Source organism: Streptomyces sp. NPDC001204, from assembly GCF_053598035.1.
Window position 1 is genome coordinate 176,750 of record NZ_JBSFJL010000013.1, and the last position, 17,089, is coordinate 193,838.

A 17,089-nucleotide genomic window follows, 5' to 3' on the forward strand; every position below is an offset into this window, starting at 1 on the left:
CCGGTTGTCTGCACTGCCGAGTCTGTCACCGCCCACCGACAACCGCCGCCGCAACACGACGCCCCCGGCGGCGGCGCCGGGGCCGAGGCTGCGACTCGGGCTCGGGCCGCCTTACGGCGAGTGACCCGGACTGAGGCTTGTGGCCGCCGCCCCTGGGACGGGGCTGCCGCGTCGGCTTGGAGCTGCTGCGCCGGGTCGACAGCGGTGGCCACGGGCTTACGCCGCGACCGTCGCCCCGGCTCCTGGTAGCGCCCCGGCCCCGACGGACGCCCCTCGGAACCGCCACACGACACGGCGACCGTGCTCATCGAGGTCACCGCTCGGCTCGCGACGGTTGCCCCGGTCGACAGCCGGTCGCCGGTGCGCCTGGTGGCGGCCGTCGTGCCGGCTTCTGGTAGCGCCCCGGTCGCCTCATGCTGTTCGGGGTTGCGCCTCACGGCCACTGGTTGGGGTTGTCTCCCGGCAGCGGCCGGTGGCCGGTCGCTCGGCTGACGGCCGTTGCCGACTCGGCCAGGCAGCAACTGCAACGGCCACTACGCGCTGGGGGAGCGCAGCTCGGAGCTGCCGTCCGGCTTGTGGTCGCCGCACGGCGAGGGTGGCCGGCCTGGGGTGTGGTCGTCGCGCGGCGACGACGGCCGGACTGGGGTGCAGCCACCGCTCGCCCTCGGGGCGGTTGCCCCGGCCGACAGAGGTGGTCGCGGGTGCGGCGGTCGCGCAGGGGGTGTGGCTGTCGATCCGGTGTGTGACCGTCGTCCTGGTCATGCTGGTCGACCGCCCGGGGCGGTCGCGCCGCTGGCGGCGGTCACTTGGTCGAGGTGGTCGGCCCGGTGGCGGCGTTCACCCGGGCCACGGCGGTGGCCCCACTGGCGGTGGCCCCACTGGCGGTGGTCGCCCGGCAGCGGCGGTCGCCTTCCGCCGAGACGTTCACCCACCGACTGCGGTCGTGCTGCTGACGGCGCTCACCCGCCCGCTGCGGTCGTGCTGCTGACGGCGGTCGCCCGGCCTCGGTGGTCGGCCCCGTTGGCGGCGTTCACTCGGCCGCTGCCGTCACCCCGCTGACGGCGGTCACCTGGCCGCGCTGGTCGGTCCGCCGCGGTCGTAGCCCGGCAGCGGTGGTTGGCCCGGGGGGCGTCGTCTCCGTCACGCGTGGAGTCGTCTCGTGTTTTCGCGGCGATCCGCGCGCCGCCGTGCGGTGCGGGTGGTCGTGAGGCCATGATCGGGGCGGCGAGTGGCCGTGGGGGGCGCGTTGAGTCGGTGTTGATCGAATGTTTCGCGCCGACCGGCACGATCCCGTTCATGCACTTCGAGACGACCACCCCGGCCGGCATCGCCTGGCAGGACCGGGCCCTGTGCGCGCAGACCGGGGCCGACTTCTTCTTTCCCGAGCCGGGCAGCTCGGTGCGTGAGGCGAAGCGCATCTGCGGGATGTGCGAGATGCGCTCGGCCTGCCTGGAGTACGCCCTCGCGAACGACGAACGCTTCGGCGTCTGGGGCGGCCTGTCCGAGAAGGAACGGCAGGTCCTCGGGCGGACCGGGCGGTCCGCCCCGTGCGCGAACGGCTGATCAGGCGCCGGCCCGCGCCGCCATCCGCGCCCGCCGCGCGGCGAGCCGCTCGTCGAACTTCGTCGCCTCGTCGTTCAGCCCGCCCATGAACAGGCCCAGCTCCTCCTGCGCCTGCAGGCCCTCGGGGCCGAGGCCGTCGATCTCCAGGACCTTCAGGAAGCGGAGCACCGGCTGGAGCACGTCGTCGTGGTGGATGCGCAGGTTGTAGACCCCGCCGATGGCCATCTGCGCCGCCGCCCGCTCGAAGCCGGGGATGCCGTGGCCGGGCATGCGGAAGTTGACCACCACGTCCCGCACCGCCTGCATGGTCAGGTCGGGCGCGATCTCGAAGGCGGCCTTGAGCAGGTTGCGGTAGAAGACCATGTGCAGGTTCTCGTCCGTCGCGATGCGCGTCAGCATGCGGTCGCAGACCGGATCGCCGGACTGGTGCCCGGTGTTGCGGTGCGAGATACGGGTGGCGAGCTCCTGGAAGGCGACGTACGCGACCGAGTGCAGCATCGAGTGCCGGTTGTCGGACTCGAAGCCCTCGCTCATGTGCGCCATCCGGAACTGCTCCAGCTTGTCCGGGTCGACCGCGCGCGAGGCGAGGAGGTAGTCGCGCATCACGATGCCGTGCCGGCCCTCCTCGGCCGTCCAGCGGTGCACCCACGTGCCCCAGGCACCGTCCCGGCCGAACAGGGTGGCGATCTCGTGGTGGTAGCTGGGGAGGTTGTCCTCGGTCAGCAGGTTGACCACCAGGGCGATCCGGCCGACATCCGTGACCTTGGACTGCTCCTTGTCCCAGGCCTCGCCGTCCTCGAAGAAACCGGGGAAGTTGCGGCCGTCGCTCCAGGGCACGTACTCGTGCGGCATCCAGTCCTTGGCGACCGTCAGATGCCGGTTCAGCTCCTTCTCGACCACTTCCTCCAGCGCGTACAGCAGCCGCGCGTCGGTCCACGTGGACGGGCTGCCGAGGTGAGGGGAGGTGAGGGTCACGGAAACTCCAGGGGGACGCGCGGGGAAGCGGAGGCGGGCAGGGCTGAACGGAACGAGCCCGGCGAGCGGTGCACGGGAACCTACGGGATCGTAGGCTACGAATCCGTAGGTTACGAATCCGTAGGTTAAGTTCGTCGTAAAGGTGGCTGATCAGAAGGGTGCCGCAAAGGAGTTGACGGACGCCCAGAGGCGTCCCAGGATCGCAGGTCCAGGCGCTGGAAGAGACGCCGCCCGCCTCGTCAGGCGTACAACTCCCGCAGCCGCACCGAGAGGCACGTCACACAGCCTTCGAGCTTCTCGAACTCGCCGATGTCCACCACGACCGGCTCGAAGCCGAGGTCGCCCAGCAGTTCCGCCGTCTTCGGCGCGCTCGCCGCCATCAGCAGCCTGCCGCCGCCGAGCAGCACCACATGGCTGCCGGACTCCTCCGGCACCGGCAGGAAACGCGGGTACAGCGACGGCGTGTCCACCTTCGGGATGTGCCCGATGACCGTCCCGTCGGGCAGCGCCGTCACCGCCGACTTCAGATGCAGCACCTTGCTCACCGGTACGGTCACGACCCGCGCCCCGAGCGGCTCGAACACGGCCCGCAACTGCTGCACGCCGACCGCGTTGGTGCGCCCGCCACGGCCGACGTAGACCGTGTCGCCGACCTTCAGCACGTCCCCGCCGTCCAGCGTGCCCGGCTCCCAGACCCAGTTCACCGAGCAGCCCAGACGGGCCACGGCCTGCTCCACCCCGGCGGTCTCGCCACGCCGGGACGGGGCGCCCGGACGGGTGATCAGGGCGACGTTCCGGTAGACGACGACGGTGTCCTCCACGAACACCGCGTCGGGGCAGTCGTCGGCCGGTTCGACCTCGACCGTCTCCCAGCCGTGGCCGTGCAGCGCCTCGACGTACGTCTCCCACTGCCGCACCGCCAGTTCGACGTCGACCTCCTCCCGCTCGACATGGGTCACCAGCCCTTCGGCGAGCCGCGGACCGGGGTGGCGGACGAGGGCCTTCTTGCTGGGCACGAGGCGCCTTTCGTGTCTACGCGTGGGCGTTTCCCGGCGCGGCCGTGACCGCACCGGGCCGCCATCATGCGACAGGCGTCCGCCCCGGCAAAAGCCCGCCGGGCCCTACGCGGGACCCACGACGGATTCCCGGGTGGTTTCCCGCAGTTCCCCTTCCTCCAGCAGGAGCCAGCGGGTGATGCCGAGGGACTCCAGGAACGGCAGGTCGTGGCTGGCCACGATCAGGGCACCCTCGTAGGACTCCAGGGCCGTCGTCAGCCGGCGCACGCTCGCCATGTCCAGGTTGTTGGTCGGCTCGTCGAGCATCAGCAACTGCGGCGCGGGCTCCGCCAGCAGCAGCGCGGCCAGCGCGGCCCGGAAGCGTTCGCCGCCGGACAGCGTCGCCGAGAGCTGGTCGGCGCGGGCGCCCCGGAACAGGAAGCGGGCCAGCCGGGCCCGGATCCGGTTGTTGGTGGCGCCCGGCGCGAGACGGGCCACGTTCTCGGCCACGCTCAGCTCGCCGTCGAGGATGTCCAGCCGCTGCGGCAGGAACCGCGCCGGCACATGCGCGGTCACCTCGCCCGACAGTGGCGGCAGCTCACCGGCGACGGTGCGCAGGAGCGTCGTCTTGCCCGCCCCGTTGCGCCCGATCAGCGCGACCCGCTCGGGACCGCGCAGGTCGAGACCTCCGTCCACGCGCGCGCCGTACGCCGGTTCCAGATCCCGCAGGGTGAGCACGGTACGGCCCGGCGGTACGGCCGTGTACGGCAGGTCGACGCGGATCTCGTCGTCGTCCCGCACCGCCTCCGCCGCCTCGTCGAGCCGTTCCCTGGCCTCGGCGAGCCGTTCCTCGTGCATGATGCGGTGCTTGCCCGCCGACTCCTGCGCCGCGCGCTTGCGGGCACCCATGACGATCTTCGGCTCGCGCTTCTGGTCCCACATCTTCTGGCCGTACCGCTTGCGCCGGGCCAGCTTGACCTGGGCGTCGGCCAGTTCCCGCTGCTGCTTGCGCAGGTCGGCCTCGGCGACGCGCACCATGCGCTCGGCGGCCTCCTGCTCCAGGGCGAGGGCCTCCTCGTACGCCGAGAAGTTCCCGCCGTACCAGGTGACCCGGCCGGAGCCGAGGTCGGCGATCTGGTCGACCAGCTCCAGGAGTTCGCGGTCGTGGCTGACCACGACCAGCACGCCCGGCCAGGACTCGACGGCCGCGTACAGCCGGCGGCGAGCGTACAGGTCGAGGTTGTTGGTCGGCTCGTCCAGCAGCAGCACGTCCGGCCGGCGCAGCAGCAGCGCGGCCAGCCGCAGCAGCACCGACTCGCCGCCCGAGACCTCGCCGATGGTGCGGTCCAGGTCGATGCGGCCGAGCCCGAGCTCGCCGAGGGTCGCCAGGGCGCGCTCCTCCACGTCCCAGTCGTCGCCGACCGTCTCGAAGTGCTCCTCGGAGACGTCACCGGCCTCGATGGCGTGCAGGGCGGCCCGCTGCGCGGCGATGCCGAGTGCCTCGTCGACCCGCAGCGCGGTGTCGAGCGTGACGTTCTGCGGAAGGTGTCCCACCTCGCCGGCGACGCGGACGGCACCGTCGGCCGGTCCGAGCTCGCCGGCGATCAGCTTCAACAGGGTGGACTTTCCAGAGCCGTTGACGCCGACCAGCCCGGTCCTGCCGGGTCCGAAGGTGATGTCGAGGCCGGTGAAGACGGGGCTGCCGTCGGGCCAGGCGAAGGAGAGGGAGGTACAGGTGATGGATGAGGACATGAGGCGCCTCGCGATTGCTGGGTGCGGTCAGGGGCAGACGCGTGTGAGACACCGCAGGGCGAGGTCACCGTGTGGAACGGAGGCCACGGGGCATGAGAAGAGCCCTGGGCCGGATTTCCTTCGGGACGGCTCGGACGCCGAGGTCGCGCGCCACGCACACACCTGACCGGTGCGACGCGGTGCCTCAGGACCTCAGACGAGCAACGTCCTTCTCCAATCGACGGCAACAGGACCGCTGCAAACGGTAGGAGGGGCCGGAACACCTGTCAACGAAATATCGGGTGGGCCCGAGCCCCCCGGAAGGAGGCCCTCGTGCCCGACGGTTCGCTCTCGCTGCCCGCCCGGCTCTACCTGCTGGCCTGGGACACCGAGCGGCTGAAGATCACCGGCACCGCCCAACTGCACCTCCTGGTCCGGGCCGGCGCCCTGACCGAGCTGGCCCAGCGCGGGCTGCTCGTCGACGACGACGGTGTCGCCGTACCCGCCGGCCTGGACGCCGACACCGGGGACCCGGTGCTCGACGGGCTGCTCGAACTCGTCCGGGAGTCCCGGCCCCGCCGCTGGAAGGCCTGGGTGACACTGCACGCCCGGACCACCCTCGACGCCGTGCGGGAGCAGCTGACCGCCGAAGGGTTCCTGCGCGCCGAGCGGCGCCGGGTCCTCGGTGTCCTCCCGTCCGTGGACTACGCCCTGGAGCGCGTCGCCGTCGTGGACGCGCTGCGGGAGGAGGCACGCCGGGCGCTGGAGGGCCCGCTGCCGGCCGCGGAGGTCTCCGAGGGCGACGCGGCCGTCGTCGCCCTCGCGGCCGCCGCCGAACTGCGCACCCTGGTGCCCGCGAAGGACCGCAGGCGCCACCGGCAGCGCATCGAGGAGCTGACCGAGCGCGGCGGAGCCGCGGCCCCCGCGCTGCGCAGGGTGATGCGCGAGGTGAGCGCGGCGGTGGTCATGGCGACCACCGCGGCCTCCGCCGCCGCGGCGAGCGGCTGACCGGGGCCGTCCGGGCCCCGGGGCCGTCGTCTCCGGGCGCCCGTCCCCGGCGGCGGTAACCCGGGACCGGGAGGGGGCCGTCAGCAGGCGTCCCGCATCAGCTCCGCCAGATCGTGGTCCAGGTCGAACTGGAGGTGTTCCAGGCCGAGCGGCACCAGCTCACTCGTGGCCTCCAGGAAGCGCCGTATCTCACCGCTGTGGACGTGCACCACCGCCGTGCCCTCGGGGGCGTGGAACTCCAGCACGGTGCGGTCGAACCCGTACGGCCGCACCCGTACGTCGCCGTCGCCCTCGGGCTCCCGCAGACCGGCCGCCAGCAGGTCACGGGCGAAGAGCCAGCAGACGTCCACGCCTTCGAGGGTGGCCGGGGCCGGGAAGGTCATACGGACGGCGAACGGGTCCCGCCGGTCGTAGTGCAGCGTGGCGGGAATGCTGGGCATCCGTGGCGTGGCGGAGACCAGGCGCGCCTCCACGAACTGCTCGATGTCGGTGGACATGGCCTTGCTCCCTTGTGACGGCTGGACGAACCTCCGGGCGGATGAGGCCGGGCACTGGAAGAGACGACGGAAGCCGCCGATCCGTGCACACGAGGAGCGAGTGACCTCCGTCACCGCGTTCCTTCACGGGCGTGACACGGCTGTCGCGTCGCTCGACTGGAGGACTGGAGATCGCCCGATATGGCGAACCGATCCAGAATTGCCGGTATCCGTTCCTTGCACAGAGAGGAAGTGAACGGCATGCCACGCGGTTCCAGTTCCAAGCGCGAGCGCCAGTACGAGCACATCAAGCAGAGCGCGCAGGACCGGGGGGAGAGCACCGAACGCGCCAGGGAGATCGCCGCGCGCACGGTGAACAAGGAGCGTGCCCGCAGCGGCGAGTCGAAGACCGCCGGCCGCATCTCCACCCAGGACATGTCCTCCGGCAGACGGGGCGGGCAGCGTTCGGGCCGGGGCTCCGAGGGGCCCACCTACGACCAGCTCTACGAGGAGGCCAAGCGGCGCAACATCCACGGCCGCTCGGACATGAACAAGCAGCAGCTTCGGCAGGCCCTGGGCAGAGGCTGACCCCGGCGCCCGGCCGGGCGGGTCCGCCTCCGGTCAGGAACGCGGGCCCGCCCCGCCGTGTCGTACCCGATGGCCGTACGCTCGGCCCATCATGACGACGACCGTACCCATTCCCGCGGGCTGGCCCGCCACCGAGGAGCAGGCCCGCGCCGTCCAGGACGAGTTGCGTGAACGGGTGGTGCGCGACGAGCCGGGCCCGCCGCCCGGTACGGGCCACGTCACGGGAGTCGACGTGGCCTACGACGACGAGCGGGACCTCGTCGCGGCGGCGGCCGTCGTCCTGGACGCGGCCACCTTGCGCGTCGTCGCCGGCACCACCGCCGTCGGGCGGATCTCCTTCCCCTACGTGCCGGGGCTGCTGGCCTTCCGTGAGATCCCCACCGTGCTCGCCGCGCTGGACACCCTGCCCTGCCCGCCCGGCCTGGTCGTCTGCGACGGCTACGGCCTGGCCCATCCCCGGCGCTTCGGACTGGCGAGCCACCTCGGTGTGCTGACCGGGCTGCCGACGATCGGCGTCGCCAAGAACCCGTTCACCTTCACCCACGAGGATCCGGACACCCCGCGCGGCAGTGCCTCCCCGCTGCTCGCCGGCGCCGACGAGGTCGGCCGGGCCCTGCGTACCCGGGACGGCGTCAAGCCGGTCTTCGTCTCCGTCGGCCACCGGGTGAGCCTGGACAACGCCTGCGCGCACACTCTCGCCCTCACCCCGGACTACCGCCTCCCGGAGACGACCCGCCGCGCCGACGCCCTGTGCCGCCGCGCCCTCCGGAAGGCGACGGCGGACGGGGCCTAGCGGGTCACGGGGCGCGTGTACGGCTTCCGGGCACTGCTCCGGCTCCCGGGCACTGCTCCGGGGCCCGGTTCTGAGTACGCCGTCTGAGTATCCGTACGGATGTGGCCACCGGGGCCCATGGGCAGGCTTGGGGCGCATGACGACGCACCGTTCCCACAAGCCCCTCGCCGACCCGGCCCGCCCCGTCGAGCGTGCCGTGAACGCCACTCTGATCCTCGCCGTACTGGCCGGGCTCGGCTGGATAGCCGGGATGATCTGGACCGTGGCCGACTGGTCGCTGTAGCTCAGCGTCGCCGTGGTCCGGTCAAGCCCTGGCGGCTCGTCGCGATCCGGAAGGTGATGCCCGCCCGGCGCAGGCGGTCGATGAGGGCGTCGCCCATGGCCACCGCGGTGGTGACCTGGCCCGACGTCCGCGGGAGGTCGTCGAGCGCCAGAGCGAGCGCCGACTCGGCGAACATCTTCGCCGTCTCGCCGTACCCCGGGTCGCCGCCCGCCACCTCGGTGAACACCCGCCGTCCGCCGCCCTCGCCCACGAACCGCACCGAGAACCAGCTCCTGGCCCGCTTCTCCGCGCTCGGCCCCTCACCGGGCTGCAGCCGTCCGGACAACCAGCGCCGGGCGGGCGGCAGTTGGGCGGCGGCCATGACCGCGCCGAGGGCGGCGGCACCGCCCACGGCGACCGGCAGGTGCCGCACGGCCGCGTAGTGGCGGTAGCGGAAGTCCGGGCCGTAACGTTCCAGCACGCGCGCGGAGCGCCGCACGATCTGCGGGTCGATGGTCGGCAGCGGCACCGCCCAGGCACCCACCTCCCCGGCGAACCGCGGCGCGCCCGTCGGTGTGACCGCCCGCCGCCCCAGCAACCGCGGTTCGTGCCGCGCCCGGTCCCGCGCGGCGGCCCGGATCCGCAGGGGACGGGCGAACTGGCTGAGCGCCGACGCGAGGGTCCCACCCGAGAAGGCGGCGTCCGCCCGGACGAATCCGTCCACGGTCAGCGGTACGCCCTCCGGCAGCTGCCGGACGGTGAAGTACACGCCCAGGTCGGGCGGGACGGAGTCGAAGCCGCAGGCGTGCACCAGGCGCGCCCCGGTCTCGCGCGCGCGTGCGTCGTGCCGGACGTACACCAGGTCCACGAACTCGGGCTCGCCGCACAGGTCCAGGTAGTCCGTGCCGCTGTCGGCGCAGGCGGCGACGAGTTCCTCGCCCACGGCCGCGTACGGGCCCACGGTCGTGGCCAGCACGCGCGCCTGACGGGCGAGGTCGCGCAGGGAGTCCGGGTCGGCCGCGTCCGCGCGCAGCACTCCGACGGACGCACCCGAGGGCAGTCGCTCACGCAGTTCCCGGAGCCGCTCCTCGCTGCGTCCGGCGATGGCCCAGCGCAGCCCCTCGGGGGCGTGCGCGGCGAGGTACTCGGCGGTGAGCGCCCCCACGAAGCCGGTGGCTCCGAAGAGGACGATGTCGTAGGGACGGTCGGAGTTCCTCAGCCTGCTCATGACACCCCTCGCTCTCGCAGCCCGCGCCGCTGTCCGTGGCCGAGGCTAGCGTGAGGAGTGCGCGGTCCGGCGGCGAGGGCCCGGCGGTGAAGGGGCGACGGTACGGGATACGGCCACGAGGCCACCGGGTACGCCTCGGCTAAGCGCTTGCTCGCCGAGGGCTTGTGTCCGCTGGAACACGTTCTTAGCATCATCGGTGTTACATCGGTTGTGTCACAGTGAGGGGACCGGATGGCAACGGCAGAGGCGGCGGGGCCGCACGGCCCGCTGACCGGTGTGCGCGTGGTCGAGCTGGCCGGCATCGGCCCCGGCCCGTTCGCCGCGATGCTGCTGGCCGACCTGGGCGCCGACGTCGTCCGGGTGGACCGCCCCGGCGGCACCGGACTCGGCGTCGACCCCGCCCACGACATCACCAACCGCAACAAGCGCTCGGTGGTCGTCGACCTGAAGTCCCCGGGTGGCCCCGGCCGCGTCCTCGACCTCGCCGCCCGCGCCGACATTCTCATCGAGGGCTACCGCCCCGGCGTCGCCGAGCGCCTCGGCGTCGGCCCGGGGGCCTGCCACGCCCGCAACCCGCGGCTGGTCTACGGCCGGATGACCGGATGGGGCCAGGACGGACCGCTCGCCCCGCGCGCGGGACACGACATCGCCTACGTCGCCGTGACCGGCACCCTCGGCATGATCGGCGAACCGGACGCACCCCCGGCCGTTCCCGCCAACCTCCTCGGCGACTACGCCGGCGGCTCCCTCTATCTCGTGGTCGGCGTCCTCGCCGCCCTGCACCACGCGCGCGCGACCGGCGCCGGACAGGTCGTGGACGCCGCGATCGTCGACGGCACCGCCCACCTCTCCGCGATGATCCACGGCATGCTCGCCGCAGGCGTCTGGCAGGACCGCCGCGGGGTCAACCTCCTGGACGGCGGCTGCCCGTACTACGGCACCTACGAGACCGCGGACGGCCGGTACATGGCGGTCGGCGCCCTGGAGCAGCGGTTCTACGACGAGTTCAGCGGACTGCTCGGCCTGGCGGAGCACGCCGGGGTCCGTACCGACCACACCCGCTGGGGGGAACTGCGCGAGGCGGTCGCCGCCCGCTTCAAGTCCCGCACCCAGCAGGAGTGGACCGCGGTCTTCGAGGGCTCCGACGCCTGCGTGGCCCCCGTGCTGTCGCTGCGCGAGGCCCCGCACCACCCGCACCTCGCCGCCCGCGGCACCTTCACGGAGCACTCCGGCCTCACCCAGCCCACACCCGCGCCCCGCTTCTCCGCCACCCCCACCGCCGTCCGCACCGGCCCCGCCCGGCCCGGCGACGGCGCGGCGGCCGTGGCCCGCGACTGGGACCTGCCCGCACTCCTGGAGGACGGGAAGGACGGGAAGGACGGAATGGCCAGGACGGCCGGGACGGCAGCTGACGGGGAGGACGGCTCCTGACGGACCCACGACCGCGACACGCTTCCCCGACCCGCCCCGGGTCCTCCCCACCGCCCCCAGGACACCACCCTCGTCGAAAGGCTTGTCAGTGAGCACCGAAGCGTACGTGTACGACGCGATCCGCACCCCGCGCGGGCGCGGCAAGGCCAACGGCGCCCTGCACGGCACGAAGCCCATCGACCTGGTCGTCGGCCTCATCCACGAGATCCGCGACCGCTTCCCCGGACTCGACCCGGCCGCCGTCGACGACATCGTGCTCGGCGTCGTCGGCCCGATCGGGGACCAGGGCTCCGACATCGCCCGGATCGCCGCCATCGCCGCGGGACTGCCGGACACGGTGGCCGGTGTGCAGGAGAACCGCTTCTGCGCCTCCGGCCTGGAAGCCGTCAACCTGGCCGCCGCCAAGGTGCGATCCGGCTGGGAGGACCTGGTCCTCGCGGGCGGTGTCGAGTCGATGTCCCGGGTGCCGATGGCCTCCGACGGCGGCGCCTGGTTCAACGACCCGATGACCAACCTCGCCGTCAACTTCGTACCGCAGGGCATCGGCGCCGACCTGATCGCCACCATCGAGGGCTTCTCCCGGCGGGACGTCGACGAGTACGCGGCCCTGTCCCAGGAGCGCGCGGTCACCGCCTGGAAGGAGGGCCGCTTCGATCGCTCCGTCGTCCCGGTCAGGGACCGCAACGGACTCGTCGTCCTCGACCACGACGAGCATCCGCGCCCCGGCACCACCGCCGACTCGCTGGCGGCGCTCAAGCCGTCCTTCGCGGACATCGGCGAGCTGGGCGGCTTCGACGCCGTCGCCCTGCAGAAGTACCACTGGGTGGAGAAGATCGACCACGTCCACCACGCGGGCAACTCCTCCGGCATCGTCGACGGCGCCTCGCTCGTCGCCATCGGCTCCCGCGAGGTCGGCGAGCGGTACGGACTCACCCCCCGCGCGCGGATCGTCTCCGCCGCCGTCTCCGGCTCCGAGCCCACCATCATGCTCACCGGACCCGCTCCCGCCACCCGCAAGGCGCTCGCCAGGGCCGGCCTGACCATCGACGACATCGACCTCGTCGAGATCAACGAGGCGTTCGCGGCGGTCGTGCTGCGCTTCGTGAAGGACATGGGCCTGTCCCTGGACAAGGTCAACGTGAACGGCGGCGCCATCGCGCTGGGCCACCCGCTCGGCGCCACCGGCGCGATGATTCTCGGCACCCTCGTCGACGAACTGGAGCGCCAGGACAAGCGCTACGGCCTCGCGACCCTCTGCGTCGGCGGCGGCATGGGCATCGCCACGATCGTCGAGCGCGTCTGACCCGCCCCCAGCGGCGCCCTCAGAACCCAGACTTCAACGGAGACCCCGACATGACCGAGAGCACCACCATCCGCTGGGAGCAGGACGACACCGGCGTCGTCACCCTCGTCCTCGACGACCCCAACCAGTCCGCGAACACGATGAACCAGGCGTTCCGCGACTCCCTCGCCGCCGTCGCCGACCGGCTGGAGACGGAGCGGGAGTCCGTCCGCGGCGTCATCCTCACCTCCGCGAAGAAGACCTTCTTCGCGGGCGGCGACCTGCGCGACCTGATCCGGGTCACCCCGGACACCGCCCAGGAGCTGTTCGACGGCGGCCTCGCGCTCAAGCGGAACCTGCGCCGTATCGAGACCCTGGGCAAGCCCGTCGTCGCCGCGATCAACGGCGCGGCCCTGGGCGGCGGTTACGAGATCGCCCTGGCCTGCCACCACCGGATCGCGCTCGACACCCCCGGTACGAAGATCGGCTGCCCCGAGGTGACCCTCGGCCTGCTCCCCGGCGGCGGCGGGGTGGTCCGCACCGTACGGCTGCTGGGCATCACCGACGCCCTGCTCAAGGTGCTGCTCCAGGGCACCCAGTACAACGCGCGGCGTGCCCAGGAGAACGGGCTCGTCGACGAAGTGGCCACCTCCCAGGAGGAGCTGCTGGCCAAGGCCCGCGCTTTCATCGACGCCAACCCCGAGTCCTGCCAGCCCTGGGACAAGCCCGGCCACCGCATCCCGGGCGGCACCCCGGCGAACCCGAAGTTCGCCGCGAACCTGCCCGCCTTCCCGGCCAGCCTGCGCAAGCAGACGAACGGCGCCCCCTACCCGGCCCCGCGCAACATCCTGGCCGCCGCCGTCGAGGGCTCCCAGGTCGACTTCGAGACCGCCCAGGTCATCGAGGCCCGCTACTTCGTCGAACTGGCCGCGGGGCAGACCTCGAAGAACATGATCCAGGCGTTCTTCTTCGACCTCCAGACCGTCAACTCCGGCGCCAGCCGGCCTCAGGGCGTCGAACCCCGTCAGGTCCGCAAGGTGGCCGTCCTCGGCGCCGGGATGATGGGCGCGGGCATCGCCTACGCGTGCGCCCGCGCGGGCATCGAGGTCGTCCTGAAGGACGTGTCCCCGGAGGCCGCCGCCAAGGGCAAGGGCTACTCGGAGAAGCTGTGCGCCAAGGCCGTCGCCAAGGGCCGTACCAGCCAGGAGAAGGCGGACGCGGTGCTCGCCCGCATCACGCCGACCGCGGAGGTCGCCGACCTCGCGGGCTGCGACGCGGTCATCGAGGCCGTCTTCGAGGACCCGGCGCTCAAGCACAAGGTGTTCCAGGAGATCGAGCAGGTCGTCGCGCCGGACGCGCTGCTGTGCTCCAACACCTCCACCCTGCCGATCACCCTGCTCGCCGAAGGCGTGGAGCGCCAGGCCGACTTCATCGGGCTGCACTTCTTCTCACCCGTGGACAAGATGCCCCTGGTCGAGATCATCAAGGGCGAGCGCACCGGCGACGAGGCACTGGCCCGCGCCTTCGACCTGGTCCGGCAGATCAACAAGACCCCGATCGTCGTCAACGACTCGCGCGGCTTCTTCACCTCCCGGGTCATCGGCCAGTTCATCAACGAGGGCGTGGCGATGGTCGGCGAGGGCATCGAGCCCGCGTCGGTGGAACAGGCGGCGGCCCAGGCGGGCTACCCGGCCAAGGTGCTGTCCCTGATGGACGAGCTGACCCTCACCCTGCCACGGAAGATCCGGGCCGAGTCGCGGCGGGCGGTGGAGGAGGCGGGCGGCACCTGGACCCCGCACCCCGCGGACGCGATCGTCGACCGCATGGTCGACGAGTTCGGCCGCACGGGCCGCAGCGGCGGCGCCGGCTTCTACGACTACGGCGAGGACGGCGCTCGCGCCGGACTGTGGCCGGGGCTGCGTGAGCACTTCACGACACCGGGGTACGAGATCCCGTTCCGGGACATGCAGGAGCGCATGCTCTTCGCCGAGGCGCTCGACACGGTCAGGCTCCTGGAGGAGGGCGTCCTGACCTCCGTCGCCGACGCCAACATCGGCTCGGTGCTCGGCATCGGCTTCCCCGGCTGGACCGGCGGGGTGCTGCAGTACATCAACGGCTACGACGGCGGCGCCGGGGCAGGGGCCGGTCTGCCCGGCTTCGTGGGACGCGCGCGGGAACTCGCCGAGCGCTACGGCGAGCGGTTCACCCCGCCGGCGCTGCTGGTGGCGAAGGCGGAGAAGGGGGAGACCTTCACCGACGCGCGCTGACGGGCCGCTCAGCCGGACGGCGGCCTCTGAGGCCCCCGGGGATCCGCTCCCCGGGGGCCCTCCCGCCCGGCCGTGTCCAGCCACTCCCGCAGCTCCTCCTTCAGCGAGCGCTGGAAGGTGGTGAGCAGGGCCTGCACCACCAGGGGGTGCATATGGGCGGACAGGGACTTCACATCCCGGGTGTCGCGTTCGGCGACGGCGTCACGCAGCAGCCTCGACAGCTCGTGGGCGGCCGTACGCGCGTGCTCGGTCAGCACCGTTCGGGCGGCGAGGATCGTCTCCTGGGACAGGGGCACGTCCAGGAGCTCCACGCCGAGCCGCAGCAGACCGGAGTCGACGCGGAAGGACTCGCCGTCGGCCTCGACGACGTTCATCGCGGCCAGCCGCTCGACGTCCTCCTCGCCGAGCGGCCGGCCGGCCCGGCGCTCCAGCTCCGGCCGGGACAGCGACTCCACGGTGTCCGGCGCCCAGGACGCGACCACCGCGCGGTGGATGGCGAGGTCGTGCGGGGTGAGGTCCGGCGGCAGCTGGCGCAGATGGCGCTCGATCGCGGCGAGCGTCATGCCCCGCAATTGCATCTCCTCGATCAGCGCCAGGCGCGCCAGGTGCTCCCGGCCGTAGCGGCCCACCCGGCGCGGACCGATCACCGGCGGCGGCAGCAGGCCCCGGCCGCTGTAGAAGCGGACCGTGCGCACCGTGACGCCGGCCCGCGCGGCCAGCTCGTCGATCGTGAGGGTCGGCTCGTCGGTGTCGGTCGTCATCGCAGCAGTATCGCTGTCCCACCGACGCTGTGAAAGCCCTGACCTGCCGGTGTACGGCCGGTGACCGGTGAGTGAATGACGCGTGTGAGAAGTCCCGCTCTGTGACGTACGCCATCGCAGGGGAATCGACAGCCGGGGAAGCTGCCGTTCTGGTCTGTGCCGCGACATGGGTGGTGCGGGCCGCAACACGTACGGACACCCGGGCGCACGCCGCCCGGGGCACCAGAAAGTGGAACCACCCTTGAGCAAGGATGCCGTGCCCACGGCACAGGTCGCCCCCCACCCCCAGGCGACCGGGACGCCCGCCGACGCGGGCGACGCCGGATACAGCAAGGACCTCAAGCACCGCCACGTCAACATGATCGCCATCGGCGGGGCGATCGGCACCGGACTCTTCCTGGGAGCGGGCGGTCGCCTGCACAACGCGGGCCCCGCGCTGGCGCTGGCCTACCTCGTGTGCGGCGTCTTCGCGTTCTTCGTCGTCCGTGCCCTCGGCGAGCTGGTCCTGTACCGGCCCTCGTCCGGCTCGTTCGTGTCGTACGCGCGTGAGTTCCTCGGCGAGAAGGGCGCCTACGTCGCCGGCTGGATGTACTTCCTGAACTGGTCGACGACCGGTATCGCCGACATCACGGCGATCGCGCTCTACACGCACTACTGGAGCATGTTCACGTCCGTCCCGCAGTGGGTGCTCGCGCTGATCGCCCTCGCCGTGGTCCTCGCCGTGAACCTGATCTCGGTGAAGATCTTCGGCGAGATGGAGTTCTGGTTCGCGATCATCAAGGTCGCCACCCTGGTCGGCTTCATGCTGATCGGCGTCTTCCTGCTGGCCACGCAGCACGACGTCGGCGGCAGGACCCCGGGCCTGAGCTCGATCACCGACCACGGCGGGTTCTTCCCGCACGGCGTGATGCCGGTCGTCCTCGTCATGCAGGGCGTGATCTTCGCCTACTCCGCCCTGGAGATGATCGGCGTCGCCGCCGGTGAGACCGCCGAGCCGGAGAAGGTCATCCCGCGCGCGGTGAACTCGATCATGTGGCGGGTGGGCCTGTTCTACGTCGGCTCGGTCATCCTGCTCGCCCTGCTGCTGCCCGGTTCGGTCTACTCGGCCGGGGAGAGCCCCTTCGTCACCGTCCTGTCGAGGATCGGCATCCCGGCGGCCGGCGACGTCATGAACCTCGTCGTCCTCACGGCCGCCATGTCGTCCCTGAACTCCGGCCTGTACACCACCGGGCGCATCCTGCGCTCCATGTCCGCGGCGGGCTCCGCTCCGAAGTTCACCGGGGTGATGAGCCGGACCCGGGTCCCCTACGGCGGCATCCTCCTGACCTGCGCGGTCTGCGTACTCGGCGTCGGCCTGAACTACCTCATGCCCAGCCAGGCCTTCGAGATCGTGCTGAACGTCGCCTCCCTCGGCATCGTCAGCACCTGGGTGACCATCATGATCTGTCACCTGGTCTTCGTCCGCCGCGCCAAGGCCGGCCTGCTCACCCGCCCGCACTTCCGCCTTCCCGGCAGCCCGGTCACCGAGATCGCCACGATCGCCTTCTTCGTCGGCTGCCTCGGCATGATGTGGAACGACCCCGAGGTGGGCCGCAAGACCCTCCTGCTGATCCCGCTGATCGCCCTGCTCCTGGTCGCCGGCTGGTTCGGCGTCCGCCGTCGCGTCTCCCGGACGGCCGACCGGGAGCTCTCCGAGATCGCGGAGTAACGGCCCCACCCCGCTGTCAGT

At 72.3% G+C, this 17,089-nt stretch carries 15 protein-coding genes; 9 read left to right on the forward strand and 6 right to left on the reverse strand.

The features are described from left to right. Positions 1-1,296: 1,296 nt before the first annotated feature. The gene (locus ACWC91_RS20030) at positions 1,297-1,563 is read left to right on the forward strand and encodes a WhiB family transcriptional regulator (RefSeq protein WP_225077755.1); all 267 of its coding nucleotides are present in this window, start codon (positions 1,297-1,299) and stop codon (positions 1,561-1,563) included. Here the strand turns inward: ACWC91_RS20030 and ACWC91_RS20035 are convergent, their stop codons facing one another. The 3 genes from ACWC91_RS20035 to ACWC91_RS20045 form a co-directional block, all read right to left on the reverse strand. After that, positions 1,564-2,538, reverse strand: a complete 975-nt coding sequence (locus ACWC91_RS20035; protein WP_225077754.1) for an acyl-ACP desaturase — start codon at positions 2,536-2,538, stop codon at positions 1,564-1,566. Between the two features lie 239 nt (positions 2,539-2,777). Beyond that, positions 2,778-3,554, reverse strand: a complete 777-nt coding sequence (ddaH, locus tag ACWC91_RS20040; RefSeq protein ID WP_225077753.1) for a dimethylargininase — start codon at positions 3,552-3,554, stop codon at positions 2,778-2,780. A gap of 105 nt (positions 3,555-3,659) precedes the next feature. Beyond that, complete coding sequence (locus ACWC91_RS20045) at positions 3,660-5,285, reverse strand: ABC-F family ATP-binding cassette domain-containing protein (RefSeq protein WP_450639997.1); 1,626 nt, start codon at positions 5,283-5,285, stop codon at positions 3,660-3,662. A 312-nt stretch (positions 5,286-5,597) separates the two neighbouring features. On the opposite strand from ACWC91_RS20045, the gene ACWC91_RS20050 reads away from it, so the two are divergent. Then, positions 5,598-6,272: a GOLPH3/VPS74 family protein gene (locus ACWC91_RS20050; protein ID WP_450639999.1), complete on the forward strand. Its 675-nt coding sequence runs from the start codon at positions 5,598-5,600 to the stop codon at positions 6,270-6,272. A gap of 80 nt (positions 6,273-6,352) precedes the next feature. Here ACWC91_RS20050 and ACWC91_RS20055 read toward each other — a convergent pair whose 3' ends face one another. Further along, the gene (locus ACWC91_RS20055) at positions 6,353-6,769 is read right to left on the reverse strand and encodes a spore wall synthesis regulator SsgD (RefSeq protein WP_225077750.1); all 417 of its coding nucleotides are present in this window, start codon (positions 6,767-6,769) and stop codon (positions 6,353-6,355) included. 240 nt (positions 6,770-7,009) lie between these two features. Between ACWC91_RS20055 and ACWC91_RS20060 the strand changes: the two genes are divergently transcribed. The 3 genes from ACWC91_RS20060 (at position 7,010) to mmpA (ending at position 8,412) form a co-directional block, all read left to right on the forward strand. After that, positions 7,010-7,336: a plasmid stabilization protein gene (locus tag ACWC91_RS20060; RefSeq protein ID WP_225077749.1), complete on the forward strand. Its 327-nt coding sequence runs from the start codon at positions 7,010-7,012 to the stop codon at positions 7,334-7,336. Between the two features lie 91 nt (positions 7,337-7,427). After that, on the forward strand, positions 7,428-8,129 hold the full coding sequence (locus tag ACWC91_RS20065) for an endonuclease V (RefSeq protein ID WP_225077748.1): 702 nt from the start codon (positions 7,428-7,430) through the stop codon (positions 8,127-8,129). A 136-nt stretch (positions 8,130-8,265) separates the two neighbouring features. Further along, positions 8,266-8,412 carry a morphogenic membrane protein MmpA gene (gene mmpA, locus ACWC91_RS20070; RefSeq protein WP_225077747.1) on the forward strand — a complete coding sequence of 49 codons (147 nt, stop codon included), beginning with the start codon at positions 8,266-8,268 and terminating at the stop codon, positions 8,410-8,412. A 1-nt stretch (position 8,413) separates the two neighbouring features. On the opposite strand, the gene ACWC91_RS20075 is transcribed toward mmpA, so the two are convergent. Next, complete coding sequence (locus ACWC91_RS20075; protein ID WP_225077746.1) at positions 8,414-9,619, reverse strand: saccharopine dehydrogenase family protein; 1,206 nt, start codon at positions 9,617-9,619, stop codon at positions 8,414-8,416. Positions 9,620-9,850: 231 nt separating this feature from the next. Here ACWC91_RS20075 and ACWC91_RS20080 point away from each other — a divergent pair, with 231 nt between their 5' ends. From ACWC91_RS20080 to ACWC91_RS20090, 3 genes are all read left to right on the forward strand, one after another. Further along, a complete protein-coding gene (locus ACWC91_RS20080; RefSeq protein WP_450640000.1) occupies positions 9,851-11,050 on the forward strand; it encodes a CaiB/BaiF CoA transferase family protein in 1,200 nt (399 codons plus the stop codon). A gap of 88 nt (positions 11,051-11,138) precedes the next feature. Continuing rightward, the gene (locus ACWC91_RS20085; protein WP_141356331.1) at positions 11,139-12,353 is read left to right on the forward strand and encodes an acetyl-CoA C-acetyltransferase; all 1,215 of its coding nucleotides are present in this window, start codon (positions 11,139-11,141) and stop codon (positions 12,351-12,353) included. Positions 12,354-12,403: 50 nt separating this feature from the next. Beyond that, positions 12,404-14,599 (forward strand): 3-hydroxyacyl-CoA dehydrogenase NAD-binding domain-containing protein, encoded by a 2,196-nt coding sequence (locus ACWC91_RS20090; RefSeq protein WP_450640002.1) that lies wholly within the window; start codon positions 12,404-12,406, stop codon positions 14,597-14,599. An 8-nt stretch (positions 14,600-14,607) separates the two neighbouring features. Here the strand turns inward: ACWC91_RS20090 and ACWC91_RS20095 are convergent, their stop codons facing one another. Continuing rightward, positions 14,608-15,360, reverse strand: a complete 753-nt coding sequence (locus ACWC91_RS20095; protein ID WP_225077743.1) for a MerR family transcriptional regulator — start codon at positions 15,358-15,360, stop codon at positions 14,608-14,610. A gap of 241 nt (positions 15,361-15,601) precedes the next feature. On the opposite strand from ACWC91_RS20095, the gene ACWC91_RS20100 reads away from it, so the two are divergent. Beyond that, on the forward strand, positions 15,602-17,068 hold the full coding sequence (locus tag ACWC91_RS20100) for an amino acid permease (RefSeq protein ID WP_450640003.1): 1,467 nt from the start codon (positions 15,602-15,604) through the stop codon (positions 17,066-17,068). Positions 17,069-17,089: the final 21 nt, after the last annotated feature.